Consider the following 25,920-nt stretch of genomic DNA (forward strand, 5'->3'; position numbering starts at 1 on the left):
AGTGGAACAACAAGAATAATCACTGTGGCCTGCGGGCCGAGGACAGCAACGATGTCGGATTACATCCAAGAGCAGGGTGCAACGGCGAGTACCTCCAGCCGTCGTGAAGAGCGCAAGATCATTTTCGCGTCATCCCTCGGGACGGTGTTCGAGTGGTATGACTTTTTTCTCTATGGGGCGCTGGCCGCTGTCATCAGCAAGCAGTTCTTCGCCGGGGTCAACGACACCACCGCCTTCATCTTCGCCCTCATGGCGTTTGCCGCCGGCTTCCTGGTGCGGCCGTTCGGTGCGCTGGTATTCGGCCGCCTGGGCGACATGATCGGGCGCAAGTACACCTTCTTGGTGACCATCGTGCTGATGGGCCTGTCGACCTTCGCCGTCGGCCTGCTGCCGACCTACGCCAGCATCGGCATCGCGGCACCGATCATCCTGGTGGTCCTGCGCATGCTCCAGGGGCTGGCGCTGGGTGGTGAATATGGCGGTGCCGCCACCTACGTGGCCGAGCACGCGCCACCCGGCAAGCGCGGCTTCCACACCGGCTTCATCCAGTCCACCGCTACCCTGGGCCTGCTGCTGTCATTGCTGGTGGTACTGGGCAGCCGCTACATCAGTGGCGACCAGTTCGAAACCTGGGGCTGGCGCCTGCCGTTCCTGCTGTCGATCTTCCTGCTGGCGATCTCTACCTGGATCCGCATGAGCATGCACGAGTCGCCGGCGTTCGTGAAAATGAAGGCCCAGGGCAAGGTCAGCAAGTCGCCGATCCGCGAGTCGTTCACCTCCTGGCCGAACCTGAAAGTCGTGCTCACTGCGCTGTTCAGCATCAACGCCGGGCAAGCGGTTACCTTCTATACCGCGCAGTTCTACGTGCTGTTCTTCATGACCCAGATGCTCAAGATGGACCCAGCCCAGGCCAATACCCTGCTGATCATCAGCGTGGTGATCGGCGCGCCGTTCTTCGTGTTCTTCGGCTGGCTATCCGACCGCATCGGGCGCAAGCCGATCCTGATGCTCGGCCTGCTGCTGGCCACCGTGCTGTATTTCCCGATGTTCAAGGCCCTGAGCCACTATGCCAACCCGCAGATCGACGCGGCCAGCCGCCAGGCGCCAATCGTGGTCACTGCTGATCCGCAGGGCTGCACCTTCCAGTTCGACCCGGTCGGCAAGGCACGCTTCGACAGCCCGTGCGACAAGGTCAAGACCTTCCTGGTCAAGCAGGGCCTGCCGTACAGCTCGGTGAGCGTGGCCGGCAGCGATGTGGTCGTGAACATTGGCGACAAGACCATCAACGGCTTCGACGAAGCGGCCATGCGCGCGGCAGTGGAGCAAGCGGGCTACCCGGCCAAGGCTGACCCAGGGCAGGTCAATCAGGTGATGGTGGTGGTGCTGATCGTGGCGATGATCCTGATCGCGACCATGACCTACGGCCCGCTGGCAGCGGTGATGGTCGAGCTGTTCCCGACTCGCATCCGCTATACCTCGATGTCGCTGCCCTACCACATCGGCAACGGCTGGTTCGGCGGCTTCCTGCCAACCGTGTCGTTCGCGCTGGTGGTGTATACCGGGGATATCTTCTACGGCTTGTGGTACCCGGTGCTGGTGACCGGTATCAGCCTGGTGGTGGGGATCTTCTGCCTGAAAGAAACCAAGGACGTGGATATCGACAAGGTCTGAGGATCTGCGTCGGCCTCTTCGCGGGCTCACCGCCAACCTTGTGGGAGGGGCTCACCGCTCCCGCAGGGCTCTCCGCTAACCTTGTGGGAGCGGGCTTGCCCGCGAAAAGACCTACACCGATTACCACGTTCCACGCATAAAAAAACCGGCTGTAAAAGCCGGTTTTCTTATGCTCCAAAAAAACTTATGCACGTTTTTCAGAAAAACGTCATACATAGAAATAAACAGCTAATTCATAGACTTAGCGTCGATTCCAGGTATTTCAAGAACAAACTGTTCACAAGTTATCCACAGATGCTCAGGCCATCTGCTCCTGCGGTTTTTCATCCACTGGCGGCAGCGACCCCATGGCCCGCTGGGTCGCTTCGTTCCACGCTGCAGCGCGGTCATTGAGCTCGGCAATGGCCCGTGGCCCGGTACCCTCGGCATACATCGGCTTGCCGATCACCACCTCGATGGTGCCCGAGCGCTTGCCCCAGCCCGTCTTGGGCCAGAACTTGCCTGCGTTGTGGGCAATCGGCAGCACCGGCAGCCCGGCATTCACGGCCAGCGCGGTACCGCCTCGGGAGAATTTGCCCACGGTTCCGAACGGCACCCGGGTACCTTCCGGGAAGATCAGCACCCAGGTTTTCTGCTTGAGCAACTCGTCACCCTTGCTGGCCACCTGGCGCAGGGCTTCCTTGGGGTTGTCGCGGTTGATCGCGATCGGCCGCAGCATGGCCATGGCCCAACCAAAGAACGGCACATACAGCAGCTCGCGCTTGAGCACCTGGCTCAGCGGCGAGAAATACTGGGAAAGGAAGAAGGTTTCCCACGTGCTCTGGTGGTTGGACAGGATCACGCAGGGCTCGTCCGGCACGTTCTCGGCACCGGTGACCTTGTAGTTGATGCCAAGGATGGTGCGCACCAGGAACAGGGCGCAACGGCACCAGTACACGTTGATGAACGTGTAGCGCTTGGGGAACGACAAGAACGGCGCGACGAAGAAGCTCAGCGAGCACCACAGCAGCGAACTGGTGCCCAGCAGCAGGTAAAAAAGAAAGATTCTGATCGCCTGCAGGATCGACATAGTGGCAAGTACCGTTGCGGGGCGTGCCCGCCTGGGAAAAATGCGCCCGAAGGCGCATTGTTGTTTAAATAATTTCTCTGGCGATAGCTGCCAGATCGTCGAAAATCAGTGTAGTTTCCGGGACGCCTTTTTCCAGGGTCCGCTCACCCTTGCCGGTTTTCACCAACACGGGTTGTGCACCGACGGCCAGGGCGGCCTCCAGGTCACCTTTGCTGTCGCCAACGAACCAGACGCCTTCAAGGCCTACCTGGTAATGCTCGGCGATCGCCCGCAGCATGCCAGGCTTGGGCTTGCGGCAATCGCAGCCTTCATCCGGCCCGTGCGGGCAATACACGATGTGGCCCACCTCGCCGCCCTGCTCGGCCACCAGCGCGCGCAGGCGCGCGTGCATGGCCTCGAGGGTTGCCAGCGGGTAGTAGCCACGGGCGATGCCGGACTGGTTGGTGGCCACGGCCACCGTCCAGCCCGCCTTGCTCAACTGCGCGATGGCCTCGACCGAGCCAGGGATCGGGATCCACTCTTCCAGCGTCTTGATGTAGGCGTCGGAGTCGTAGTTGATCACCCCGTCACGATCGAGAATCAGCAGTTTCAAGGCTTACCCCAGCAGCGAAATGTCGGCCACGCCCAGGAACAGGCCGCGCAGGCGGCTGAGCAGGGCATAACGGTTGGCACGTACCTTGGCGTCTTCGGCGTTGACCATCACCGCCTCGAAGAAGGCGTCGACCGGGTCACGCAGGGCCGCCAGGCGCGCCAGCGATTCGCTGTACTGGCGAGCAGCTGCCATCGGTTGCACGGCCTGGTCGGCCTGCTGGATGGCCGAGTACAGGGAGAACTCGTTGGCGTTGTCGAAGTACTTCGGCTCGACCTGTTCGGCGATGGCGCCTTCGGCCTTGCTCAGCAGGTTCGATACACGCTTGTTCACTGCCGCCAGGGCTTCGGCTTCCGGCAGCTTGCGGAAGGCCTGCACGGCCTGCACGCGCTGGTCGAAGTCCAGGGCAGAAGCTGGTTTCAGGGCACGTACCGACAGGTAGGTGGCAACGTCGATGCCTTCGTCTTCGTAGCGTGCACGCAGGCGGTCGAAGATGAACTCCAGCACCTGCTCGGCCAGGCCAGCGGCCTTGACCTTGGCACCGAACTGCTTGACCGCGAACTCGACCGCAGCGCTCAGGTCCAGGTCCAGCTGCTTCTCGATCAGGATGCGCAGCACGCCCAGGGCGGCACGGCGCAGGGCGTACGGGTCCTTGCTGCCGGTAGGCAGCATGCCGATGCCGAAGATGCCGACCAGGGTGTCGAGCTTGTCGGCGATGGCCACGGCAGCACCGGTGAGGGTCTGCGGCAGCTCGGCGCCAGCACCGCGCGGCATGTACTGCTCGTTCAGGGCCAGGGCGACGTCTTCCGGCTCACCGTCGTTGAGCGCGTAGTAATAACCGGCAACACCCTGCATTTCAGGGAATTCGCCGACCATCTCGGTGGCCAGGTCGCACTTCGACAGCAGGCCGGCACGGCCAGCGCGCTGGGCGTTGCCGCCGATCAGCGGGGCGATGAACGCAGCCAGTTTGGAAACGCGCTCGGCCTTGTCGTAGACAGTGCCCAGCTGAGCCTGGAACACCACGTTCTTCAGGCGCTCGTTGAAGGTTTCCAGCGGCTGCTTCTTGTCCTGCTTGAAGAAGAACTCGGCGTCGGTCAGGCGCGGGCGCACGACTTTCTCGTTACCCAGCACGATCTGCTTGGGGTCACGGCTCTCGACGTTGGCCACGGTGATGAAGCGCGGCAGCAGCTTGCCTTCGCTGTCCAGCAGGCAGAAGTACTTCTGGTTGTCCTGCATGGTTGTGATCAGGGCTTCTTGCGGCACTTCGAGGAAACGCTCCTCGAACGAGCACACCAGCGGCACCGGCCACTCGACCAGGGCGGTCACTTCGTCCAGCAGTGCCGGCGGCACGATGGCGCTGCCTTCCTGCTGCATGGCCAGCTCGGCGGTACGCTTGCTGATCAGTTCGCGGCGCTCGGCGAAGTCGGCCAGCACGTAGGCTTTGCGCAGGTCTTCGACGTAGTTGGCCGGGGTGGTGATGACCACGTTTTCCGGGTGGTGGAAGCGGTGGCCACGGGATTCACGGCCGGCCTTCTGCGACAGGATGGTGCAGTCGACCACCTGGTCGCCCAGCAGCATCACCAGCCACTGGGTCGGGCGCACGAACTCTTCACGGCTGGCGGCCCAGCGCATGCGCTTGGGGATCGGCAGGTCGTTGAGCGAATCCTCGACGATGGTCGGCAGCAGGCTGGCGGTGGCCTTGCCCGGGATGTGCTGGGAGAAGCGCAGCTTGGCGCCGCTCTGGTCGATTTCCGACAGCTCAACACCGCATTTCTTGGCAAAGCCCAGGGCAGCCTGGGTCGGCTCGCCGTCTTTGAAAGCAGCCTGCATGGGCGGGCCGTCGATGTTGATGCTGCGGTCAGGCTGCTGCACGTCAAGCTGGCGGATCAGCACGGCCAGGCGGCGCGGCGCGGCGTAGACCTGCTTGCCGGTGTAGTTCAGGCCTGCGGCCTGCAGGCCTTTCTCGATGCCGGCCAGGAAGGCGTCGCCGAGACTTGCCAGGGCTTTCGGTGGCAGCTCTTCGGTGCCCAGTTCTACCAGGAAATCTTGAGCACTCATTGTGCAGCCTCCAGCTTCGCCAACACTTCGTCACGCAGTTCAGGGGTGGCCATCGGGAAGCCCAGGCGTGCGCGGGCTTGCAGATAGCTTTGCGCCACGTCCCGGGCCAGGGTACGTACGCGCAGGATGTAACGCTGGCGCTCGGTTACCGAGATGGCGCGGCGGGCGTCCAGCAGGTTGAAGGTGTGCGAGGCCTTCAGGACCATTTCATAGGTCGGCAGCGGCAGCTCCAGCTTGATCAGGCGGTTGGCTTCGCTTTCGTAGAAATCGAACAGTTCGAACAGCTTCTCGACGTTGGCGTGTTCGAAGTTGTAGGTCGACTGCTCCACCTCGTTCTGGTGGAACACGTCGCCGTAGGTGACCTTGCCGAACGGGCCGTCGGCCCACACCAGGTCGTAGACCGAGTCGACGCCCTGGATGTACATGGCCAGGCGCTCCAGGCCGTAGGTGATTTCACCGGTCACCGGGTAGCACTCGATGCCACCTACCTGCTGGAAGTAGGTGAACTGGGTGACTTCCATGCCGTTCAGCCAGATTTCCCAGCCCAGGCCCCAGGCGCCGAGGGTCGGCGATTCCCAGTTGTCTTCGACAAAGCGGATGTCGTGGACCAGCGGGTCGAGGCCGATGGCTTTCAGCGAGCCGAGGTACAGCTCCTGGAAATTGGCCGGGTTCGGCTTCAGGACCACCTGGAACTGGTAGTAGTGCTGCAGGCGGTTGGGGTTTTCGCCATACCGCCCGTCGGCAGGGCGACGGCTTGGCTGCACATAGGCGGCGTTCCAGGTTTCTGGACCCACGGCGCGCAGGAATGTAGCGGTGTGGAAAGTGCCGGCGCCTACTTCCATATCGTAGGGCTGAAGCACCACACAACCTTGAGCTGCCCAGTAATTTTGCAGGGCGAGGATCAGGTCTTGGAAGGTACGCACGGCTGGCGTAGGCTGGCTCACGAAATTCACCTGTATCTGGGGATGCGGATGTAAAGAGCGGGAGTATAACCTGATTCGCCTCGCCCTCTACTCATTGGAGCCTTATGCCACGCTGCTTTTGGTGTACCGACGATCCGTTGTACCAGGCCTACCACGACCAGGAATGGGGAACGCCCCAGCGTGACCCGGCGTTGCTGTTCGAGATGCTTTTGCTCGAAGGGTTCCAGGCCGGGCTTTCATGGATCACCGTTTTGCGTAAACGCGAGCGTTATCGCCAGGTGATGCACGGCTTCGATCCGGTGAAACTGGCTGCCATGAGCGACGAACGCATCGAGGAGCTCATGCTCGATGCCGGTATCATCCGCAATCGCCTCAAACTCAAGGCTGCCCGGCGCAACGCACAGGCCTGGCTGGCTGTGGATAACCCAGCCGAGTGGTTGTGGTCGTTCGTGGGGGGTGAGCCGAAGATCAATCACTTCCAGGGCCGCAGCGATGTGCCCGCTGTGACCGACGAAGCCAAGGCCATGAGCAAGGCCCTGCAGAAAGCCGGTTTCACCTTCGTCGGCCCGACCATCTGCTACGCCTTCATGCAGGCCACCGGCATGGTCATGGACCACACTACCGATTGCGATCGCTACGCCGCCTTGTTGCGCTGAGGGGTTACAATGCGCGCCTTGCTGAAATAAGGAATTGCCTGTGGAAAAGTTCAAGGGCGCCCTGATGGTCGGGGTGCTGCGTCTGTTTGCCAAGCTGCCCTGGGGCGCTGTGCAGCGCGTCGGCGCCGGTATCGGCTGGTTGATGTGGAAAATCCCCAATGGCTCGCGCAATGTCGTGCGCATCAACCTGGCCAAGTGCTTCCCGGAGATGGACCCGGTCGAGCGTGAGCAGCTGGTCGGCCGTGCACTGAAGGATATCGGCAAATCTTTTGTCGAAAGTGCCTGTGCCTGGATCTGGCCACCGCAGCGTTCGCTGGAGCTGGTCAAGGAAGTACACGGCCTGGAAGTGCTGGAGCAGGCCCTCGCCTCGGGCAAGGGCGTGGTCGGCATCACCAGCCACCTGGGCAACTGGGAAGTGCTCAACCACTTCTACTGCAACCAGTGCAAACCGATCATCTTCTACCGCCCGCCGAAGCTCAAGGCAGTGGATGACCTGCTGCGCGAGCAGCGCGTGCAGATGGGCAACCGCGTGGCGCCTTCGACCAAGGAAGGCATCCTGAGCGTGATCAAGGAAGTGCGTCGCGGCGGGCAGGTTGGCATTCCTGCCGACCCGGAGCCGGCCGAGTCGGCGGGTGTGTTCGTGCCATTCCTCGGGACCCAGGCGCTGACCAGCAAGTTCGTGCCGAACATGCTGGCCGGTGGCAAGGCGGTGGGCGTGTTCCTGCATGCGCTGCGGCTGCCGGACGGCTCGGGTTTCAAGGTGTTCCTGGAAGCTGCGCCGGAAGAGATGTACAGCACCGACGTGAACGTGTCGGCAGCGGCCATGAGCAAGGTGGTCGAGCGCTATGTGCGCGAGTACCCGAGCCAGTACATGTGGAGCATGAAGCGCTTCAAGAAGCGCCCGGCCGGCGAGCCGCGCTGGTATTGAGATTGTTGGGGGCGCTTCGCGCCCCTTTCGCTGGCAAGCCAGCTCCCACACCGACCGCATTGACCTGAGGTTATGCTTTAGCCTGAGGAATCCAGGGTTTGTACAGAATCCAAGACCCTGCCCGGTCCCTGTGGGCGCTGGCAAGCCAGCTCCCACACCGACCGCATTGACCTGAGGTTATCTTTAGCCTGAGGAAGCCAGGGTTTTTACAGAATCCAAGAGCCTGCTCGGTCCCTGTGGGAGCTGGCTTGTCGTGGCGACGAACCGCTGCGATGGGCTGCAAAGCAGCCCCGGCGATCTCAAGCCTTGTTCAGTTTTTTCAGGAACACGGCCATCTCTTTCTCGGCCTGCTTGTCGCCATGGGCCTGGGCCGCCACGATTCCGTCTTCCCAGGCCTTGCGCGCCGCAGCAAGGTCACCGACCAATTGATACGCCTTGCCCAGCAGCTTCCACGCCGCCGAGTACTTCGGGTCCTGTTCCACACACCGCGCCAGGTGCATCGCCGCCTGCGCGCCATTGCCCTCGTCGAGCCAGGCCTTGCCCAGGCCAAACCGCAGCAGCGGGTTATCCACACCCTTGGCCAGCATCTTCTCCAGCGATTCGCGCATGCCCTCTTCTCCTAGAAGAAACTCAAGCCGACGTGGAACAGCTTCTCCACATCGCGAATGTGCTTTTTATCCACAACGAACAGGATGACGTGGTCGCCCGACTCGATCACCGTGTCGTCGTGGGCGATCAGCACTTCCTCGTCGCGGATGATCGCGCCGATGGTGGTGCCCGGTGGCAAGGCAATGTGCTCGACGGCCTTGCCGACCACCTTGCTCGACTTCGAATCGCCGTGCGCCACCGCCTCGATGGCTTCGGCTGCGCCGCGGCGCAGCGAGTGCACACTGACGATATCGCCGCGCCGCACGTGCGCCAGCAAGGTACCGATGGTGGCCAGCTGCGGGCTGATGGCGATGTCGATTTCGCCGCCCTGAACCAGGTCGACATAGGCCGGGTTGTTGATGATGGTCATTACCTTGCCCGCGCCCAACCGCTTGGCCAGCAGCGACGACATGATGTTTGCTTCGTCGTCGTTGGTCAGGGCCAGGAAGATGTCGGCGTCGGCGATGTTCTCTTCGAGCATCAGGTCCTTGTCCGAGGCACTGCCCTGCAGCACCACAGTGCTTTCCAAGGTATCGGAGAGGTGCCTGCAGCGTGCCGCGCTCATCTCGATGATCTTCACCTGGTAGCGGCTCTCGATGGCTTCGGCCAGACGCTCGCCAATCTGCCCGCCCCCGGCGATGACAATGCGTTTGTTGGTCTCGTCGATGCGGCGCAGCTCGCCCATCACGGCGCGGATGTCCTTCTTTGCGGCGATGAAGAACACTTCGTCATCGGCTTCGATCACCGTGTCGCCCCGCGGAGTAATGGGCCGGTCGCGGCGGAAGATCGCCGCCACGCGGGTATCGACGTTGGGCATGTGCGCGCGGATCTGGCGCAGCTGCTGGCCCACCAGCGGGCCGCCGTAATAGGCCTTCACCGCCACCAGCTGGGCCTTGCCCTCGGCAAAGTCGATTACCTGCAGCGAGCCCGGGTGTTCGATCAGGCGCTTGATGTAGTTGGTCACCACCTGCTCGGGGCTGATCAGCACGTCGACCGGGATGTGGTCGTTGTCGAACAGCTCTTCGCGGGTCAGGTAGGCCGACTCGCGCACCCGGGCAATCTTGGTGGGGGTGTGGAACAGCGAATAGGCCACCTGGCAGGCGACCATGTTGGTCTCGTCACTGTTGGTTACCGCCACCAGCATGTCGGCGTCGTCGGCACCGGCCTGGCGCAGCACCGTCGGCAGCGAGCCACGGCCTTGCACGGTGCGGATGTCCAGGCGGTCGCCCAGGTCGCGCAGGCGGTCGCCATCGGTGTCGACCACGGTGATGTCGTTGGCTTCGCTGGCCAGGTGTTCCGCCAGCGTACCGCCCACCTGCCCTGCGCCGAGGATGATGATCTTCATCCGCTACTCCCTACCTTTTGTTCTTATCCGCGCGAGGCGGCGATCTTGATCAGCTTGGCATAGTAGAACCCGTCGTGGCCGCCTTCCTGGGCCAGCAACTGGCGGCCGTGGGGCTGGCGCAGGCCGGCTGCGGTGGAAAGGTCCAGCTCACGGGCGCCCGGGGTGCGGGCGAGGAAGGCGTCGATCACTTCGGTGTTCTCGGTCGGCAGGCTGGAGCAGGTGGCGTACAGCAGCATGCCGCCCACTTCCAGAGTTGGCCACAGGGCATCGAGCAGCTCGCCTTGCAGCGTGGCCAGGGCCGGGATGTCGTCGGCCTGACGGGTCAGCTTGATGTCCGGGTGGCGGCGGATCACGCCGGTGGCCGAGCACGGTGCGTCAAGCAGGATGCGCTGGAACGGCTTGCCGTCCCACCAGCTGGCAGTGTCGCGGGCATCGCAGGCGATCAGCTCGGCGTCCAGCTGCAGGCGGTCGAGGTTCTCGCGCACGCGGGTCATGCGCTTGGCTTCGAGGTCGATGGCCACTACATGGCCCAGGCCGGCTTCGGCTTCGAGCAGATGGCAGGTCTTGCCGCCCGGGGCGCAGCAAGCGTCGAGCACGCGCTGGCCGGGTGCCAGTTCCAGCAGGTCGGCGGACAGCTGCGCGGCTTCGTCCTGCACGCTCACCCAGCCTTCGGCAAAGCCTGGCAGGCCGCGCACGTCGCAGGCTTCGGCCAGCACGATGCCGTCACGGCTGTACTGGCAGGCGCTGGCGGCAACGCCCGCCTCGGCCAGCAGCGCCAGGTAGGCGTCACGGCTATGGTGGCGGCGGTTGACGCGCAAGATCATCGGCGGGTGGGCGTTGTTGGCAGCGCAGATGGCTTCCCACTGCTCCGGCCAGAAAGCTTTCAGCGACTTCTGCAGCCAGCGCGGGTGCGCGGTGCGCACCACCGGGTCGCGCTCCATGCCGGCCAGCAGTTCCTCGCCTTCACGTTGGGCGCGGCGCAATACGGCATTGAGCAGGCCCTTGGCCCAAGGCTTCTTCAGCTTGTCGGCACAGCCAACGGTCTCGCCGATGGCGGCGTGGGCCGGGATGCGGGTGTAGAAAAGCTGGTACAGGCCGACCAGCAGCAGCGCCTGCACATCGGCGTCGGCGGCCTTGAATGGCTTCTGCAGCAGCTGTGCGGCCAGCAGGTCGAGGCGGGGCTGCCAGCGCGCGGTGCCGAATGCCAGGTCCTGGGTCAGGCCGCGGTCGCGTTCTTCGACCTTGTCCAGCTGTGCCGGCAGTGAGCTGTTCAGCGAGGCCTTGCCGCTGAGGACAGCGGCAAGGGCGCGGGCGGCGGCGAGGCGCGGGTTCATTGGCCCAGTACCTTGCCGGCGGCGAATTTCTCGCGGCGGCTGTTGAACAGGTCGCTGAAGTTAAGCGCCTTGCCACCGGGCAATTGCAGGCGGGTCAGGCTCAGGGCCTGGTCACCGCAGGCGACTACCAGGCCATCCTTGCTGGCGGAGAGGATTTCACCCGGCGCGCCTCTGCCTGTGGACAAGTTGGCGGCCAGTACCTTGACGCTCTCGGCGTCGAGCGTGCTGTGGCACACCGGCCAAGGGTTGAAGGCGCGGATCAGGCGTTCCAGCTCGATGGCCGGGCGGCTCCAGTCGATGCGGGCTTCGTCCTTGTTCAGCTTGTGTGCGTAGGTGGCCAGGGCATCGTCCTGAACTTCACCTTGCAGCGAACCGTCAGCCAGACCGGCGATGGCCTGGACTACAGCAGGCGGGCCCATTTCGGCGAGGCGGTCGTGCAGGCTGCCGCCGGTGTCGTCGGCGCTGATCGGGGTGACCACTTTGAGCAGCATCGGCCCGGTATCCAGGCCGGCTTCCATGCGCATCACGGTCACGCCGCTCTCGGCATCGCCCGCTTCCACGGCGCGCTGGATCGGCGCCGCACCGCGCCAGCGAGGCAGCAGCGAGGCGTGGCTGTTGATGCAGCCCAGGCGCGGGATGTCGAGCACCACCTGCGGCAGGATCAGGCCGTAGGCGACCACTACCATCAGGTCTGGCTTGAGCGCAGCCAGTTCAGCCTGTGCTTCGGCATTGCGCAGGGTCGGTGGCTGGAACACCGGGATGTCATGGGCCACGGCCAGTGCCTTGACTGCACTGGGCATGAGCTTCTGGCCACGACCGGCAGGGCGGTCAGGCTGGGTGTAGACGGCCACGATCTCGTACGGGCTGTCGAGCAGGGCCTTGAGGTGTTCGGCGGCAAACTCTGGAGTGCCTGCAAAGACGATGCGCATGGAGTTCTCGCTTCAAAAAAGAAAAAGGCTTGCCGGAGCAAGCCTTCTGGAAGGTGGGGATCAGGCTTGCTGGCGGTGCTGCTTTTCCAGCTTCTTCTTGATCCGGTCGCGCTTGAGCTGCGACAGGTAGTCGACGAACAGCTTGCCGTTGAGGTGATCGAACTCGTGCTGCACGCACACAGCCAGCAGGCCTTCGCATTCCAGCTCATACGGCTTGCCGTCGCGGTCCTGGGCCTTGACCCGCACACGCAGCGGGCGGTCGACGTTCTCGTAGAAGCCCGGGACCGACAGGCAGCCTTCCTGGTACTGGCCCATGTCGTGGGTCAGTTCTTCGACAGTCGGGTTGATGAAGACGCGCGGTTCGCTGCGGTCTTCGCTGAGGTCCATGACCACCACCTGCAGGTGCACATTGACCTGGGTGGCGGCCAGGCCGATGCCGGGGGCTTCGTACATGGTTTCAAACATGTCGTCGATCAGCTGACGCAAGGCGTCGTCGAACACCGTCACCGGTTTGGCGATGGTGCGCAGGCGCGGGTCCGGGAATTCGAGAATGTTCAAGATGGCCATAAGGTCAGGCAGTCACTGTGCGGTCGGTTGAAAACTGAGCACACATAATAAAGGGAAACGGGGATTTCGGCACCTGGCAAGCTCGTCTAGGGTGTCTATGGGCGTAATAGCCCCCAATCAATGGACAGCTTTTCAAAGTGTTACTCACAGAGTTATCCACAGGTTGTGCCACGTAGATGGCCCTGTTTCGATCAAGGATGATCCCCATGCCCAGTTACCATTCGTCGCCTTGTCCACCTTCCGAACTGGAAGCGCGATTACGTCTGCACCGCCTGCCCGAGACGGGACTGCGACGCTTTCGTACCTTGTTGGAGGCCTTTGGCAGTGCTTCTTCCGCGCTCAGTGCGCCGGGCTCGGCCTGGCGTGCACTGGGCATTGGGCAGGCCAGCATCGATGCCCGGCGCAGCGCCGAAGTGCGCGACGGCGCGCTGGCCGCAATGGCCTGGCTAGAGGGCCCTGACCAGCATTTGCTGATGTGGGACGGCCCTGACTACCCGGCACTGCTGGGGGAAATCGACGATGCCCCACCGCTGCTTTTCGTTGCTGGCAACCCGACACTGCTTGACCGACCTCAGCTGGCCATTGTGGGCAGCAGGCGTGCCACACCTCCGGCACTCGACACGGCCAGGGCATTTTCCCGCTACCTGGCCCAGGCCGGTTTCACCATCACCAGCGGGCTCGCCCTGGGCATCGATGGTGCCGCTCATCGGGCGGCGCTGGAGGTCGGAGGGGGCACCGTAGGTGTGCTTGGCACAGGCTTGCAAAAACTTTATCCACAGCGCCACCGTGACCTTGCCCGGATGATGGTCGACCGAGGTGGCGCACTGGTGTCCGAGTATCCGCTCGATGCCGGGCCGCTGCCGGGTAACTTCCCGCGGCGCAACCGCATCATCAGCGGCCTGTCACTTGGGGTGCTGGTGGTCGAGGCCAGCCTTGCCAGCGGCTCGTTGATTACCGCCCGCCTGGCGGCTGAGCAGGGCCGCGAGGTGTACGCGATTCCCGGTTCGATCCACCATCCTGCGGCCAAGGGCTGCCATCAACTGATCCGCGATGGTGCATTGCTGGTGGAAAGCGTGGAGCAGATCCTGGAAAGCCTGCGCGGTTGGCAGAACTTGCCGCCCGCGATCGTGGAAAAACCGGCGCATCCGCTGCTTGCCCTGCTACATGCCGCACCACAGACTAGCGAGAACCTGGCCCACTTCAGCGACCGGCCGCTGGCCGAGGTGCTGGCGCAGCTGACGGAACTGGAGCTGGAAGGCCGGGTCAGCAATGTCGCCGGGCGTTGGTTTGCCCGCGCCGGCTAAGTACACTGCGCGCAAGCAAGGTTAAAAAGGCGGAGAGACACAAATGGTGAGCAGTTTTCGTGTGCAACAAGCCGCACGTGAGATCCGGGCGGGCGCAGTGATCGCCTACCCGACGGAAGCGGTCTGGGGCCTGGGCTGCGACCCGTGGAACGAGGACGCGGTGTATCGCCTGCTGGCGCTGAAGTCGCGGCCTGTGGATAAAGGCCTCATCCTGGTCGCCGACAACATCCGCCAGTTCGACTTTCTGTTCGAGGACTTTCCCGAGGACTGGATCGACCGCATGAGCGCCACCTGGCCGGGCCCGAACACCTGGTTGGTACCGCATCAGGACCTGTTGCCCGAGTGGGTGACCGGGCAGCATGACACTGTGGCGTTGCGGGTCAGCGACCATCCGGTGGTGCGTGAGCTGTGCGCGCTGGTGGGGCCGCTGATTTCCACCTCGTGCAACCCGGGCGGGCGCCCGGCGGCGAAGACCCGGTTGCGGGTGGAACAGTACTTCCATGGCCAGCTGGACCTGGTGCTCGGTGGGGCGCTGGGCGGGCGGAAGAATCCGAGTGTGATTCGCAATCTGGCGACCGGCGAGGTTGTTCGTCCAGGCTGATGTCGCTGGCGAGGGCTTTGCCCTCGATCGCCGGCAAGCCAGCTCCCACAGGTACGGCGCATGACTTGTAATCGGCGCGGTCGGAGTGGGAGCTGGCTTGCCGGCGATTGGGCCGCAAAGCGGCCCCAGAACGGTAACGATTTTTCTGAATTTGTCTCGAATGGCTGTCCGGATTGAGGATTGGGAAATATCCTACGACCTGCGTCCCCTGCCATCACCTTCTCAGCGGGAATCTCTGCCTCTAGGCTTCATCCGTCGCCGAATAACTCGGTGATCGGGTGTGGTAGCCCGGATGCATTTTTTCCATGACAGTCTATGGCGGCTGTGCGTGGGAGGCTTTCGAGCCTGCCTGGATTGGAAAATGCCCGGGTCTACCACCTCGCGTACAGCCGCCACCCTTCACGTGGTAGTGAGTGGTGGCGGCCTTGAGGAGCATTTTCCAATGATCAAGAAAATCGTCCCCGATCCACCCCTTCCCTGCACCTCCACCCGTTCCTTTGGTCGCTGCGACGCCGGCCACGAAGCCCTGTTCACGGTCAACCCGAACATTTCCGCTGAAGATGCCCTGGTTCACGTAGCGCTGTACCTGCGCTGCGCCTACGAAACCGGCTACAAGGCCCTCGATTACATGCGCGAAGAAGGTCGTGGCATGTTCTGGTCGAACCTGCACGCAATTGAAATGGCTGAGGGGGTGATTGAGGCGATTCTCGATGGTATCGAGACGACGCCATCATCGGCGAACCGGCCCTCGCAGGGTTAGCGCCCTATTCGAGGCTGATACGGTATCTGTGGGAGCGGGCTAGCCCGCGAACACCGGCGGAGCCGGTGCCATCCATCGCGGTGGCTGCTTCGCGGGCACGCCCGCTCCCACAGGGGGATCTACTGGCTTGAGAGCGGTGTTTGGCTTAAGGCAGCAGAACGGTAGAGCCGACAGTTCTGCGCGCCGACAACTCCGCCTGCGCTTTCGCCGCCTCACTCAATGGATACCGTTGCTGGATATCCACAACCAGCTTCCCGCTGCCAATCATCGCGAACAGGTCATCGGCCATGGCCTGGGTGTTCTCGGCATTGTTGGCATAGGTCGCCAGCGTCGGCCGGGTGACATACAGCGAACCCTTCTGCGACAGGATCCCCAGGTTCACCCCGCTCACCGCCCCCGAAGCATTGCCGAAGCTCACCATCAACCCACGCGGCTGCAGGCAGTCCAACGAGGTGAGCCAGGTGTCGGCACCGACACCGTCATACACCACCGGGCACTTCTTGCCATCGGTCAGTTCCAGCACCCGCTTGGCCACGTCCTCTCGGCTGTAGTCGATAGTCGCCCACGCCCCCAGCGCCTTGGCCCGCTCGGCCTTCTCGGCAGAGCTCACGGTGCCGATCAGCTTGGCGCCCAGGGCCTTGGCCCACTGGCACGCCAGGGAACCCACACCACCCGCTGCGGCGTGGAACAGGATCACCTCACCCGGTTTCACCTCATAGGTCTGTTTCAGCAGGTACTGCACGGTCAGCCCCTTGAGCATCACCGCTGCCGCCTGCTCGAAACTGATGTTGTCGGGCAGCTTGACCAGGTTGGATTCCGGCAGCGTATGCACCTCGCTGTAGGCGCCCAGGGGGCCGCCGGCATGGGCCACGCGATCGCCGACCTTGAGCCGGGTCACGCCCTCGCCCACGGCTTCGACCACGCCCGCCGCTTCGGTGCCCAGGCCAGAAGGCAGGGACGGCGGCGCGTACAGCCCACTGCGGAAGTAGGTGTCGATGAAGTTCAGGCCGATCGCATGGTTGCGCACGCGCACCTGCTGCGGCCCCGGTGGGGTGGGGTCGAACTCCACAAGCTGCAGCACTTCCGGGCCGCCATGCTGACTGAACTGGATACGCTTGGCCATCTCGCACTCCTGTTGTCGGGATCGGTAAAAGGCCTTCTATCGGACGCCTTTGCACAAGTGACGTCAACACCTGCGTCAGGATGCGTTTGATCAATCACCGATGAATGCCGTCTTTCTATACGTTCAAGGAACGGAAGCATGAATCGTCGCTGAAAACTGCGGTGGCACGAGCGTTTATATTTTTCAACTAGCAAATATGTGGGTTATGCGAACTATTGCATCAATGCACTATCAATCGGCACGTAACTAAGGAGGTGCAATATGCAATACCGTGTCTACTTTGTTGATCGTTCAGGTAAAATTGAGGAACTCCTGCTTCCTGAAGAGGATCGAAAAGCGCTGTTCATGGGTATGTCCATTGGGGATGCCTTGAATTACGATGGGTTCAAGCACGGTCGAGTATCTAGTAAGACCTGTTTCTACAGTGGTCCTGCCGATGCTCCCGTGTGCTCTTTATATTCACGGGAGGAGGCAGAATCTCACGCGAACTTGGAGTAATTTAAATAGTTGTTAATACCTGATCTTGCCATCGCTACGCTAATGTGAACGCCGTATTTTTCTCTGGTGTTTCAGGCGAACTGCGGCTGCTGACCAAGTGCAGTATAGGCTTTACTTGGTTAGCAGTGGAATTTGCAGCCGGCATGGGGTAGGGGAAGTCTTCGACGCCTTAGTTTGATCGCCGTCAACTGCGGCGCACAGGCCGGCGGTGGTATGCTACGCGGCGAATTCTTCCCTGCCCGTTCCTGGTGACCCGATGACTAGCCGCACCGAGGCCGTGAAAGCCTACCTGCTCGACCTGCAAGACCGCATCTGCTCTGCCCTCGAAGCCGAAGACGGTGGCGCCCGCTTCGTCGAGGACGCCTGGGTGCGCGAAGCCGGTGGCGGGGGCCGCACGCGGGTGATCGGTGATGGCAAGCTGATCGAGAAAGGCGGGGTCAACTTCTCCCACGTGTTCGGCGCCGGCCTGCCACCCTCGGCCAGCGCTCACCGCCCCGAACTGGCGGGCCGTGGTTTCGAGGCCTTGGGCGTGTCGCTGGTGATCCACCCGCACAACCCGCATGTGCCCACGTCCCACGCCAACGTTCGTTTCTTCATCGCCGAAAAGGAAGGTGAAGAAGCGGTCTGGTGGTTCGGCGGCGGCTTCGACCTGACTCCGTACTACGGCAATGAAGAAGACTGCATCCACTGGCACCGTGTGGCCGAGCAGGCCTGCGCGCCGTTCGGCGCCGACGTGTACCCGCGCTACAAGGCCTGGTGCGACCGCTACTTCCACCTCAAGCACCGCGGTGAGCCGCGTGGCATCGGCGGCCTGTTCTTTGATGACCTGAACGAGTGGGACTTCGACACCTGCTTCGCCTTCCTGCGTGCCATCGGCGATGCCTACGTCGAGGCTTACCTGCCGATTGTCCAGCGCCGCAAGAACACTCCCTTCACCCCGCAGCAGCGCGAGTTCCAGGAATATCGCCGCGGCCGCTACGTGGAGTTCAACCTGGTCTACGACCGTGGCACCCTGTTCGGCCTGCAGTCCGGTGGCCGCACCGAGTCGATCCTCATGTCGCTGCCACCGCAAGTGCGCTGGGGCTACGACTGGAAGGCCGCGCCCGGCAGCGAAGAAGCGCGCCTGACCGAATACTTCCTGCAGGACCGCGACTGGCTTGGCCAGTAAGCCTGTGGATAAACAAGGAATCGTCATGGACCAGTATGTTGTTTTCGGTAACCCTATCGGCCACAGCAAGTCGCCGTTGATCCACCGTCTGTTCGCCGAACAGACCGGCCAGGACCTGGAATACGCCACGCTGCTGGCGCCGCTGGACGAATTCAGCGATTGCGCGCGCGGCTTCTTCAAGCAAGGCAGTGGCGGCAATGTCACCGTACCGTTCAAGGAAGAAGCCTACCGCCTGTGCGACAGCCTGACGCCGCGTGCCCAGCGTGCGGGTGCGGTGAACACACTGAGCAAGCTGGCTGACGGCACGCTGCAGGGCGACAACACCGACGGTGCTGGCTTGGTGCGCGACCTGACGGTCAATGCCGGGGTCGAACTGGCCGGCAAGCGAATTCTCATCCTCGGGGCCGGTGGCGCCGTGCGCGGCGTGCTGGAGCCGATCCTGGCGCATCAGCCGCAGTCGCTGGTGATTGCCAACCGTACGCTGGAGAAGGCTGAGCAGCTGGCGCGGGAGTTCGATGAACTGGGGCCTGTGGTGGCCAGCGGGTTTGCCTGGTTGCAGGAGCCGGTGGACGTGATCATCAACGCCACTTCGGCGAGCCTGGCCGGCGAGTTGCCGCCGATTGCCGACAGCCTGGTCGAGGCGGGGCGCACGGTGTGCTACGACATGATGTATGGCAAGGAACCGACGCCGTTCTGTCAGTGGGCTGAGAAGCTGGGAGCGGCCAAGGTGCTGGATGGGCTGGGGATGCTGGCCGAGCAGGCGGCTGAAGCTTTCTTCATCTGGCGCGGGGTGCGCCCGGATACGGCACCGGTGTTGGCTGAACTGCGCCGGCAGCTCGCCCGGGGCTGATCTCTTCCGGGATTGCCACAGTACCTGTGGGAGCGGGCTTGCCCGCGAAGAAGCCACCGCGGAGCCTGGCACCGGCTCTGCCGGTGTTCGCGGGCAAGCCCGCTCCCACAAGATTTACACAAAGGGGTAGTCAGAGCTTGGCTTTGACAGCTTCCAGGGCATTGCCATCGGTTTTGGTGGTCACCCCCGCCAACCACCCCTCCAGCCGCTCGGGATGCTGCTTCACCCAAGCCTTGGCCGCTTCGTCAAAGCTGATCTTCTTATCCACAACCTCGGCCATGATGGTGTTTTCCATGTCCAGGGTAAAACTCAGGTTCCCCAGCAGCCTCGCCGCATTCGGGCAGGCTTGTGGATAACCCTTGCGAGTCAGGGTGAACACCTCGCCCTTGCTGCCGAACCACTTCTCGCCGCCAGTCAGGTAGTGCATTTTCAGCTTCACGTTCATCGGGTGCGGTGTCCAGCCGAGGAAGGTGATGAACTGTTGTTTCTTCACCGCCCGATCCACCTGCGCCAGCATCGCCTGCTCGCTGGACTCCACCAGCTTCCACTGCCCCAGGTTGAAGTCGTTCTTGTCGATGATTTCCTTCAGCGACAGGTTCGCTGGCGCGCCGGAGCCGATGCCGTAAAGCTTCTTGTCGAACTGGTCGGCGTGCTTTTGCAGGTCGGCGAAGTCTTTCACCCCCGCATTCCACACGTAGTCTGGTACCGCCAGGGTGAATTCGGTGCCTTCCAGGTTGCGCGACAGCTGCTGCACATCGCCATTGGCGATGAACTTGTCATGGAAACCCTGTTGCGCCGGCATCCAGTTGCCAAGAAAGGCATCGACCCTGCCGTCCTTGAGGCCGCCGTAGATGATCGGCACCGCCAGGCTGTCGATCTTCACCTGGTAGCCCAGGCTTTCCAGCAGCAGCCGGGCTACGGCGTTGGTCGAGGCGATGTCGCTCCAGCCGGGGTCGGCCATCTTCACGGTGCTGCATTGTGCGTCGCCGTCGGCGGCATGGGCCGTGGCGGTGGCTAGAGCCAGAGGCAGAGCCAGGGCGAATACGGCGGTGGAGAACTTGTGCATGGCGGCCTCTCTTCTCAAGCCATGGGTGCGGGCTGTGGATAACGTGCCTTGCGCTCGAGGTCGTCGAGATCGATGTGATTGCGCATGTACTGTTGGCTGGCGTCCACCAAGGGTTGGTGGTCCCAGCTTTTCAGCTCGCCGATGGCCAGCGCCTCGGCCACCAGGCGGCGGCGGCGCTGGCTGGCCAGAACGTGCTGGCGCAGGCTGGGGATGTCCCAGCGCTGCTGTGCTTCATCGACAAATGCCTGCAGCAGCGCCTGATGGTCCGGGCTGCCGGTGAGGTTCTCCCGCTCATGCGGGTCGCGGCTCAGGTCATAGAGTAGGCAGGGGTCGTCTTCGCTGTACACGAATTTGTACGGCCCCCGGCGGATCATCATCAGCGGGCCGACGGTGCCTTCGGCCATGTATTCGCCGATCACCTCGTCATGGCCGCCCTGCCCTTGCAGATGGCCGAGCAGTGAGCGGCCGTCCAGGTGCAGATGGTTATCCACAGCGCCACCGGCCAGTTCGACCAGGGTCGGCAGCAAGTCGCAGGTCGATACCGAGGCGCTGATTCGGCTTGCGGCGAAGCGTTGGGGCGCGTGTACCAGCAACGGGACACGAGCCGACATCTCGAACCAGTGCATCTTGTACCAGAGCCCTCGCTCGCCAAGCATGTCGCCGTGGTCACCGGAGAACACGATCACTGTGTCGTCGGCCAGGTTGCATTCTTCCAGGGTCTGCAGCAGCTGGCCGATGTTGTCATCGATATAGCTGCAGGCGCCGAAGTAGGCGCGACGGGCGTCGCGGATCTTGTCCACAGGCAGAGGCTTGTTCCACAGGTCGTAGACCTTGAGCAGGCGTTGCGAGTGGGGGTCGAGTTCGGTCTGGCTGAGTTCGGCGCGGGGCATGGGGATATCCACAGCCTGGTAGCGATCCCAGTAGCGTTTGGGGATGGTGTACGGGTCGTGTGGGTGAGTCATGGAGACGGTCAGGCAGAACGGCCGGCCATCGTTCTCGCGCACATGGTCGTAGAGGTACTGGCGCGCCTTGAACAGCACTTCTTCGTCGAAATCCAGCTGGTTGGTACGCACGCAAGGCCCGGCCTGCAGCACCGAAGACATGTTGTGGTACCAGCTCGGGCGCACGTCGGGTTCATCCCAGTTCACTGCCCAACCGTAGTCGGCCGGGTATATATCGCTGGTCAAGCGCTCCTCGTAGCCGTGCAACTGGTCCGGGCCGCAGAAGTGCATCTTGCCCGACAGTGCTGTGCGGTAGCCCAGGCGGCGCAGGTAGTGTGCATAAGTCGGCACGTCGGCGGGGAAATCGGCCGCGTTGTCGTAGGCGCCTATACGGCTTGGCAGCTGGCCGCTGACCAGGGTGAAGCGTGATGGTGCGCACAGGGGGCTGTTGCAATAGGCCGAGTCGAACACCACTGCCTGCTCGGCGAGGCGACTCAGGTGTGGCATGTGGATCGGCGAAGGGCCGTAGATCGGCAGCAAGGGCGCGGCCATCTGGTCGGCCATGATGAACAGGATATTCGGGCGCGTCATGGTGGCTTCCATCGTTGAGGATTATGCGAACCGCTTGCCTACCAAGATGCGACTGTGGATAACATGGGTAAAGCCCATGGCGGGCAATGCCTGGGATTAGCTGAGCTTATGTTTGACCACCTTGCCGAATTGTCGCTGGATGCCTTGCGTGTGTTCGAGGCGGCTGCCCGGCTGCGCGGCTTCACCGCAGCGGCATTGGCGCTGGGTACCACCCAGCCGGCAGTGAGCCAGCAGGTGAAGCGCCTGGAGGCACAGCTGGGTACACGTCTGTTCGATCGGATCTACCGCGGCATCGAGCTGACCGAGGCGGGCCAGCTGCTGTTCGAGCAAGTGCATCAAGGCCTGCAGGCCATGGACGACGGCATTGTCCTGGCCAGTGGGCGAGGCCAGCGTGAAGTGTTGCAGGTAGCCACCGACTTTGCTTTTGCGGCGTTCTGGTTGATGCCACGGCTGCAGCGCTTTCATGAGGCTTATCCACAGGTGGACGTGAGCCTGGTGACCGGCGAGCGCAGCCAGGGGATGCTGCGCCCAGATATTGATGTGGCGGTGCTGTTTGGCGATGGGCGCTTTCACCAGGGCGAAAGCCGCTGGTTGTTCGATGAGGAGGTTTTCCCGGTCTGCAGCCCGCGGCTGACTCATGGCAAACCCTTGTCAGCCGAGGCTTTGCAACGGTTGCCGCTGCTCCATTTGCGGGGTGAACAGGCCAGCCGCTGGTTTGACTGGGCGGGGGTGTTTCGCGGGTTTGGCGTGGCCAGCCCGCCGCCGCCGGGGCAGTTGCGGTTCGACAATTACACCTTGCTGATTCAGGCGGCAATTGCCGGACAGGGGGTGGCGATTGGCTGGGCGCACCTGGTGGATGGGCTGGTGGAACAAGGGTTGTTGTGCCGTCCGCTGCAGGGCAGTTTGCGCTCGGCGCGGGGGTATTACGCGGTGCTGCCGCCGCGCAAGCGGCGTGGGGCGTTGATCGAGCGGTTTGTGGACTGGCTGGAGCAAGAGCGCAGCCTGTGATATCCCCGGGGCCGCTTTGCGGCCCATCGCCGGCAAGCGCGGCTCCCACAGGTGAATCACCGGTTTCAAGAACAATGCAGTACCTGTGGGAACCGTGCTTGCCGGCGATGGGCTGCAAAGCAGCCCCGGCAATCTAGACCACGAAGTTCAAATGCTCGCCCCGATGCAGGTCCAGCTCCAGGATGTCCACCATACCCGCCGCCACACGTGCCAAGCCCTCACCCGCCAGCGTTGGCGGCATGTTGATCAACGTCCAGCGCAACGCACTGCGCTGCAGCCTGTCGACCACCTGATCAGCCCATTCACGCTCAAACTCGGCGTACTGGCCCGGCGCATCCAGCACGTCGAAATCGCCCACCAGCAACAGCCGGCGTATAGTCGTGCGGGCCAGCCCGGCCATCAGCGCTTCGCTCATCCGCGCCTGCGTTGCCAGATCTCCCTGCGCCAGCAAGGCAATCACCGCTGACCCGCCAGCCGCACCCTGCTCAGCCTGGTCGGCATTGCCCAACCCGCCTATCTTGAAGTGCAGGCCAGGGCGGGGCGCATGGCGGTTGAGGTCGTCGACCACCGCAATGACCTCGTGCTGGCGCGCCAGCAGCTCAACCATCAGGGCATTGCCCAGGCTGCTTTCAGCCCCGAACAAAACCAGTTTGAACACTGGGGTTTCGGCATTTTTCACCGCATCACTCCCTTTGCAAGTGGGGGTGAAGGTTGGACCGCAATCAGGAGTTATCGTGCAGAGGATCAAGGGTTACCATGCCCACGTTTACTATGACGCATTCACCCTCGAGCAGGCCCGCGAGCTGTGCGAGGAGGCGGCGCGGCTGTTTCCCGTGACCATGGGGCGCATGCACCAGAAACCAGTCGGGCCGCACCCGGACTGGAGCTGCCAGCTGGCCTTCGAGCCGGAATTCGTGGGAGTGGTGTTGCCGTGGTTGGCGCTGTATCGGAAAGGCTTGGTGGTGTTTCTGCATCCGCTGACCGGGGATGAGCTGGCAGATCACCGGGACCATGCGATCTGGATGGGGGCTGTGCGGCCTTTGAATCTGTCGATCTTCGGTGGATAGCCTATGCCGGCCTCTTCGCGGGTCAAGCCCGCTCCCACAGGTTGATTGCAATCTGTAAGACTGCAGTGAACCTGTGGGAGCGGGCTTGACCCGCGAAGCAGGCGATGCGGTTTAGCGGCGGGCGCCGCGCACGCCTTCAGCCAGTGCCGAGCACAGGCTCAATACATCGTTCACTGCCTGACCGGCATCCTTGGCCTGGGCGATCTTGTCGACCAGCGCCGAACCCACCACCACACCATCGGCCAAGCGCGCGATTGCGGCAGCCTGCTCCGGGGTACGAATGCCGAAACCAACGCTGATCGGCAGGTCGGTATGCCGACGCAGGCGGGCAATCGCTTCGGTCACGTGCTCGGTAGTCGCCGAGCCGGCACCGGTCACGCCTGCTACCGACACGTAGTAGACGAACCCGGAGCTGCGCTCCAGTACACGCGGCAGGCGCGCATCGTCGGTGGTCGGGGTGGTCAGGCGGATGAAGTCGATGCCTGCGGCTTGGGCCGGGGTGGCCAGCTCGGCGTCGTGCTCAGGTGGCAGGTCGACGATGATCAGGCCATCGACGCCGGCTTGCTTGGCTTCGGCGACAAACTTATCCACACCGAAGCGGTGGATCGGGTTGTAGTAACCCATCAGCACGATCGGCGTGGTGTGGTTATCCACACGGAACTCGCGAACCATTTGCAGGGTCTTGGCCAGGGTTTGGCCAGCTTCCAGGGCGCGCAGGGTGGCGAGCTGGATGGCCACGCCATCGGCCATCGGGTCGGTGAACGGCATGCCCAGCTCGATCACATCGGCGCCGGCTGCCGGCAGGCCCTTGAGGATCTGCAGGGAAGCGTCATAACCCGGGTCGCCAGCAGTGACGAAGGTGACCAGCGCGGAGCGGCCTTCGGCCTTCAGCTCGGCGAAGCGTTGTTCAAGACGGCTCATGCCTGTTTCTCCTGGGCTGCCATGTGGTTCATCACGGTTTGCATATCTTTGTCGCCGCGGCCGGACAGGCAGATCACCATCAGGTGGTCCTTGGGCAGGTTCGGTGCGCGTTTGATCGCTTCGGCCAGGGCGTGGGAGCTTTCCAGGGCCGGAATGATGCCTTCCAGGCGGCAGGTGGCGTGGAACGCATCCAGTGCTTCGTCGTCGGTGATGCTGACGTATTCGACGCGCTTCACTTCGTGCAGGTAGGCGTGCTCCGGGCCGATACCTGGGTAGTCAAGGCCGGCGGAAATCGAGTGGGCGTCGGTGATCTGGCCGTCTTCGTCCTGCAGCAGGTAAGTGCGGTTGCCGTGCAGCACGCCGGGTACACCACCATTCAGGCTGGCGGCGTGCTTGTCGGTGTGCACGCCGTGGCCGCCCGCTTCGACGCCGATGATCTGTACGCTTGGCTCTTCGAGGAACTCATGGAACAGGCCCATGGCGTTGGAGCCACCGCCAACGCAGGCGATCAGGCTGTCTGGCAGGCGGCCTTCCTGCTCTTGCAGCTGGGCGCGGGTTTCCTTGCCGATGATCGACTGGAAGTCGCGGACCATCGCCGGGTACGGATGCGGGCCGGCCACGGTGCCGATCAGGTAGAAGGTGTCGTCGACGTTGGTGACCCAGTCGCGCAGGGCCTCGTTCATGGCGTCTTTCAGCGTGCCAGTGCCCGCGGTGACCGGGACAATCTCGGCGCCCAGCAGCTTCATGCGGAATACGTTGGCCTGCTGGCGTTCGATGTCGGTGGCGCCCATGTAGATCACGCAAGGCAGGCCGAAGCGCGCAGCCACGGTGGCGGTGGCCACGCCGTGCATGCCGGCGCCGGTTTCGGCGATCAGGCGTTTCTTGCCCATGCGCTTGGCCAGCAACACCTGGCCAATGCAGTTGTTCACCTTGTGCGCGCCGGTGTGGTTGAGCTCTTCACGCTTGAAGAAGATCTTCGCGCCGCCACAGTGCTCGGTCAGGCGCTCGGCGAAATACAGCGGGTTTGGGCGGCCGATGTAGTCGCGTTGGAAGTAGGCCAGTTCTTCGAGGAACTTGGGGTCGGCCTTGGCCGCTTCGTATTCGCGGGCCAGGTCCAGCACCAGCGGCATCAGGGTTTCGGCCACGTAGCGGCCGCCGAACGAGCCGAACAGGCCGTTGGCGTCGGGGCCGGGACGGTATTGGGACTGGGTCATGGGGCGCTCCAGGGCGTAATGAATGAGTGATGGGCTTTACTCTAACCACGGCAAGCCCGGCTGAAAACCGATAAGATTGCGCAAACTTGTC

General features: G+C 63.1%; 26 protein-coding genes. 11 read left to right on the plus strand and 15 right to left on the minus strand.

From position 1 onward, the window contains the following. Positions 1 to 51: 51 nt before the first annotated feature. The gene (locus ACIPZ5_RS05790; RefSeq protein ID WP_313711007.1) at positions 52 to 1,671 is read left to right on the plus strand and encodes an MFS transporter; all 1,620 of its coding nucleotides are present in this window, start codon (positions 52 to 54) and stop codon (positions 1,669 to 1,671) included. Between the two features lie 298 nt (positions 1,672 to 1,969). On the opposite strand, the gene ACIPZ5_RS05795 is transcribed toward ACIPZ5_RS05790, so the two are convergent. From ACIPZ5_RS05795 to glyQ, 4 genes are all read right to left on the minus strand, one after another. Continuing rightward, on the minus strand, positions 1,970 to 2,740 hold the full coding sequence (locus tag ACIPZ5_RS05795) for a 1-acyl-sn-glycerol-3-phosphate acyltransferase (RefSeq protein ID WP_060507778.1): 771 nt from the start codon (positions 2,738 to 2,740) through the stop codon (positions 1,970 to 1,972). A gap of 64 nt (positions 2,741 to 2,804) precedes the next feature. Further along, positions 2,805 to 3,332, minus strand: coding sequence for a D-glycero-beta-D-manno-heptose 1,7-bisphosphate 7-phosphatase (gene gmhB, locus ACIPZ5_RS05800; protein WP_085676570.1), 528 nt, complete (start codon positions 3,330 to 3,332; stop codon positions 2,805 to 2,807). A 3-nt stretch (positions 3,333 to 3,335) separates the two neighbouring features. Next, a complete protein-coding gene (gene glyS / locus ACIPZ5_RS05805; RefSeq protein ID WP_343594644.1) occupies positions 3,336 to 5,387 on the minus strand; it encodes a glycine--tRNA ligase subunit beta in 2,052 nt (683 codons plus the stop codon). Further along, positions 5,384 to 6,331, minus strand: coding sequence for a glycine--tRNA ligase subunit alpha (glyQ, locus tag ACIPZ5_RS05810; RefSeq protein WP_027592054.1), 948 nt, complete (start codon positions 6,329 to 6,331; stop codon positions 5,384 to 5,386). Before glyQ ends, glyS begins: the two co-directional genes overlap by 4 nt. An 83-nt stretch (positions 6,332 to 6,414) precedes the next feature. Between glyQ and ACIPZ5_RS05815 the strand changes: the two genes are divergently transcribed. Next, positions 6,415 to 6,966 carry a DNA-3-methyladenine glycosylase I gene (locus ACIPZ5_RS05815; RefSeq protein WP_261942135.1) on the plus strand — a complete coding sequence of 184 codons (552 nt, stop codon included), beginning with the start codon at positions 6,415 to 6,417 and terminating at the stop codon, positions 6,964 to 6,966. A gap of 40 nt (positions 6,967 to 7,006) precedes the next feature. Further along, positions 7,007 to 7,894 (plus strand): lysophospholipid acyltransferase, encoded by an 888-nt coding sequence (locus tag ACIPZ5_RS05820; protein ID WP_054884420.1) that lies wholly within the window; start codon positions 7,007 to 7,009, stop codon positions 7,892 to 7,894. A 299-nt stretch (positions 7,895 to 8,193) separates the two neighbouring features. On the opposite strand, the gene ACIPZ5_RS05825 is transcribed toward ACIPZ5_RS05820, so the two are convergent. The 5 genes from ACIPZ5_RS05825 to def are packed head-to-tail and all read right to left on the minus strand — an operon-like array spanning position 8,194 to position 12,717. Then, positions 8,194 to 8,502, minus strand: a complete 309-nt coding sequence (locus ACIPZ5_RS05825) for a tetratricopeptide repeat protein (RefSeq protein WP_400807207.1) — start codon at positions 8,500 to 8,502, stop codon at positions 8,194 to 8,196. A gap of 11 nt (positions 8,503 to 8,513) precedes the next feature. Further along, complete coding sequence (gene trkA / locus ACIPZ5_RS05830; RefSeq protein ID WP_261942137.1) at positions 8,514 to 9,887, minus strand: Trk system potassium transporter TrkA; 1,374 nt, start codon at positions 9,885 to 9,887, stop codon at positions 8,514 to 8,516. A 23-nt stretch (positions 9,888 to 9,910) separates the two neighbouring features. Beyond that, positions 9,911 to 11,221: a 16S rRNA (cytosine(967)-C(5))-methyltransferase RsmB gene (gene rsmB, locus ACIPZ5_RS05835; RefSeq protein WP_400807209.1), complete on the minus strand. Its 1,311-nt coding sequence runs from the start codon at positions 11,219 to 11,221 to the stop codon at positions 9,911 to 9,913. Continuing rightward, the gene (gene fmt / locus ACIPZ5_RS05840; protein ID WP_400807211.1) at positions 11,218 to 12,150 is read right to left on the minus strand and encodes a methionyl-tRNA formyltransferase; all 933 of its coding nucleotides are present in this window, start codon (positions 12,148 to 12,150) and stop codon (positions 11,218 to 11,220) included. The genes rsmB and fmt overlap by 4 nt, the downstream gene beginning before the upstream one ends. Before the next feature lie 60 nt (positions 12,151 to 12,210). Continuing rightward, positions 12,211 to 12,717: a peptide deformylase gene (gene def / locus ACIPZ5_RS05845; protein WP_016712797.1), complete on the minus strand. Its 507-nt coding sequence runs from the start codon at positions 12,715 to 12,717 to the stop codon at positions 12,211 to 12,213. Between the two features lie 206 nt (positions 12,718 to 12,923). Here def and dprA point away from each other — a divergent pair, with 206 nt between their 5' ends. The 3 genes from dprA to ACIPZ5_RS05860 all read left to right on the plus strand — a co-directional run bounded on the left by dprA (position 12,924) and on the right by ACIPZ5_RS05860 (position 15,382). Continuing rightward, positions 12,924 to 14,021 carry a DNA-processing protein DprA gene (gene dprA / locus ACIPZ5_RS05850; RefSeq protein WP_400807214.1) on the plus strand — a complete coding sequence of 366 codons (1,098 nt, stop codon included), beginning with the start codon at positions 12,924 to 12,926 and terminating at the stop codon, positions 14,019 to 14,021. 43 nt (positions 14,022 to 14,064) lie between these two features. Next, on the plus strand, positions 14,065 to 14,622 hold the full coding sequence (locus ACIPZ5_RS05855; protein WP_343594660.1) for an L-threonylcarbamoyladenylate synthase: 558 nt from the start codon (positions 14,065 to 14,067) through the stop codon (positions 14,620 to 14,622). A 442-nt stretch (positions 14,623 to 15,064) separates the two neighbouring features. Then, positions 15,065 to 15,382: a hypothetical protein gene (locus ACIPZ5_RS05860; RefSeq protein ID WP_343594662.1), complete on the plus strand. Its 318-nt coding sequence runs from the start codon at positions 15,065 to 15,067 to the stop codon at positions 15,380 to 15,382. A gap of 145 nt (positions 15,383 to 15,527) precedes the next feature. Here the strand turns inward: ACIPZ5_RS05860 and ACIPZ5_RS05865 are convergent, their stop codons facing one another. Then, positions 15,528 to 16,505 (minus strand): NADPH:quinone reductase, encoded by a 978-nt coding sequence (locus ACIPZ5_RS05865; RefSeq protein ID WP_400807217.1) that lies wholly within the window; start codon positions 16,503 to 16,505, stop codon positions 15,528 to 15,530. Between the two features lie 261 nt (positions 16,506 to 16,766). On the opposite strand from ACIPZ5_RS05865, the gene ACIPZ5_RS05870 reads away from it, so the two are divergent. The 3 genes from ACIPZ5_RS05870 to aroE all read left to right on the plus strand — a co-directional run bounded on the left by ACIPZ5_RS05870 (position 16,767) and on the right by aroE (position 19,021). Next, positions 16,767 to 17,003 carry a hypothetical protein gene (locus tag ACIPZ5_RS05870; protein WP_343594666.1) on the plus strand — a complete coding sequence of 79 codons (237 nt, stop codon included), beginning with the start codon at positions 16,767 to 16,769 and terminating at the stop codon, positions 17,001 to 17,003. A gap of 256 nt (positions 17,004 to 17,259) precedes the next feature. After that, positions 17,260 to 18,171, plus strand: a complete 912-nt coding sequence (gene hemF, locus ACIPZ5_RS05875) for an oxygen-dependent coproporphyrinogen oxidase (RefSeq protein ID WP_110638928.1) — start codon at positions 17,260 to 17,262, stop codon at positions 18,169 to 18,171. 25 nt (positions 18,172 to 18,196) lie between these two features. After that, positions 18,197 to 19,021: a shikimate dehydrogenase gene (gene aroE / locus ACIPZ5_RS05880; RefSeq protein WP_027917139.1), complete on the plus strand. Its 825-nt coding sequence runs from the start codon at positions 18,197 to 18,199 to the stop codon at positions 19,019 to 19,021. Positions 19,022 to 19,151: 130 nt separating this feature from the next. On the opposite strand, the gene choX is transcribed toward aroE, so the two are convergent. Next, positions 19,152 to 20,087 carry a choline ABC transporter substrate-binding protein gene (gene choX, locus ACIPZ5_RS05885; protein WP_400807220.1) on the minus strand — a complete coding sequence of 312 codons (936 nt, stop codon included), beginning with the start codon at positions 20,085 to 20,087 and terminating at the stop codon, positions 19,152 to 19,154. 14 nt (positions 20,088 to 20,101) lie between these two features. After that, the gene (gene betC / locus ACIPZ5_RS05890; RefSeq protein WP_400807223.1) at positions 20,102 to 21,619 is read right to left on the minus strand and encodes a choline-sulfatase; all 1,518 of its coding nucleotides are present in this window, start codon (positions 21,617 to 21,619) and stop codon (positions 20,102 to 20,104) included. A gap of 108 nt (positions 21,620 to 21,727) precedes the next feature. Between betC and ACIPZ5_RS05895 the strand changes: the two genes are divergently transcribed. Beyond that, complete coding sequence (locus ACIPZ5_RS05895; protein ID WP_400807225.1) at positions 21,728 to 22,627, plus strand: choline sulfate utilization transcriptional regulator; 900 nt, start codon at positions 21,728 to 21,730, stop codon at positions 22,625 to 22,627. 133 nt (positions 22,628 to 22,760) lie between these two features. Here the strand turns inward: ACIPZ5_RS05895 and ACIPZ5_RS05900 are convergent, their stop codons facing one another. Next, positions 22,761 to 23,306 carry an NAD(P)H-binding protein gene (locus ACIPZ5_RS05900; protein ID WP_400807228.1) on the minus strand — a complete coding sequence of 182 codons (546 nt, stop codon included), beginning with the start codon at positions 23,304 to 23,306 and terminating at the stop codon, positions 22,761 to 22,763. 55 nt (positions 23,307 to 23,361) lie between these two features. Here ACIPZ5_RS05900 and ACIPZ5_RS05905 point away from each other — a divergent pair, with 55 nt between their 5' ends. Then, positions 23,362 to 23,694: a DOPA 4,5-dioxygenase family protein gene (locus ACIPZ5_RS05905; protein ID WP_400807231.1), complete on the plus strand. Its 333-nt coding sequence runs from the start codon at positions 23,362 to 23,364 to the stop codon at positions 23,692 to 23,694. A gap of 111 nt (positions 23,695 to 23,805) precedes the next feature. Here the strand turns inward: ACIPZ5_RS05905 and trpA are convergent, their stop codons facing one another. Further along, positions 23,806 to 24,615, minus strand: coding sequence for a tryptophan synthase subunit alpha (trpA, locus tag ACIPZ5_RS05910; protein ID WP_400807232.1), 810 nt, complete (start codon positions 24,613 to 24,615; stop codon positions 23,806 to 23,808). Next, positions 24,612 to 25,829: a tryptophan synthase subunit beta gene (trpB, locus tag ACIPZ5_RS05915; protein ID WP_400807235.1), complete on the minus strand. Its 1,218-nt coding sequence runs from the start codon at positions 25,827 to 25,829 to the stop codon at positions 24,612 to 24,614. The genes trpA and trpB overlap by 4 nt, the downstream gene beginning before the upstream one ends. Between the last annotated feature and the right edge of the window lie 91 nt (positions 25,830 to 25,920).

The sequence above is a fragment of the Pseudomonas sp. NPDC089428 genome (genome assembly GCF_044749325.1).
Taxonomy (GTDB): domain Bacteria; phylum Pseudomonadota; class Gammaproteobacteria; order Pseudomonadales; family Pseudomonadaceae; genus Aquipseudomonas.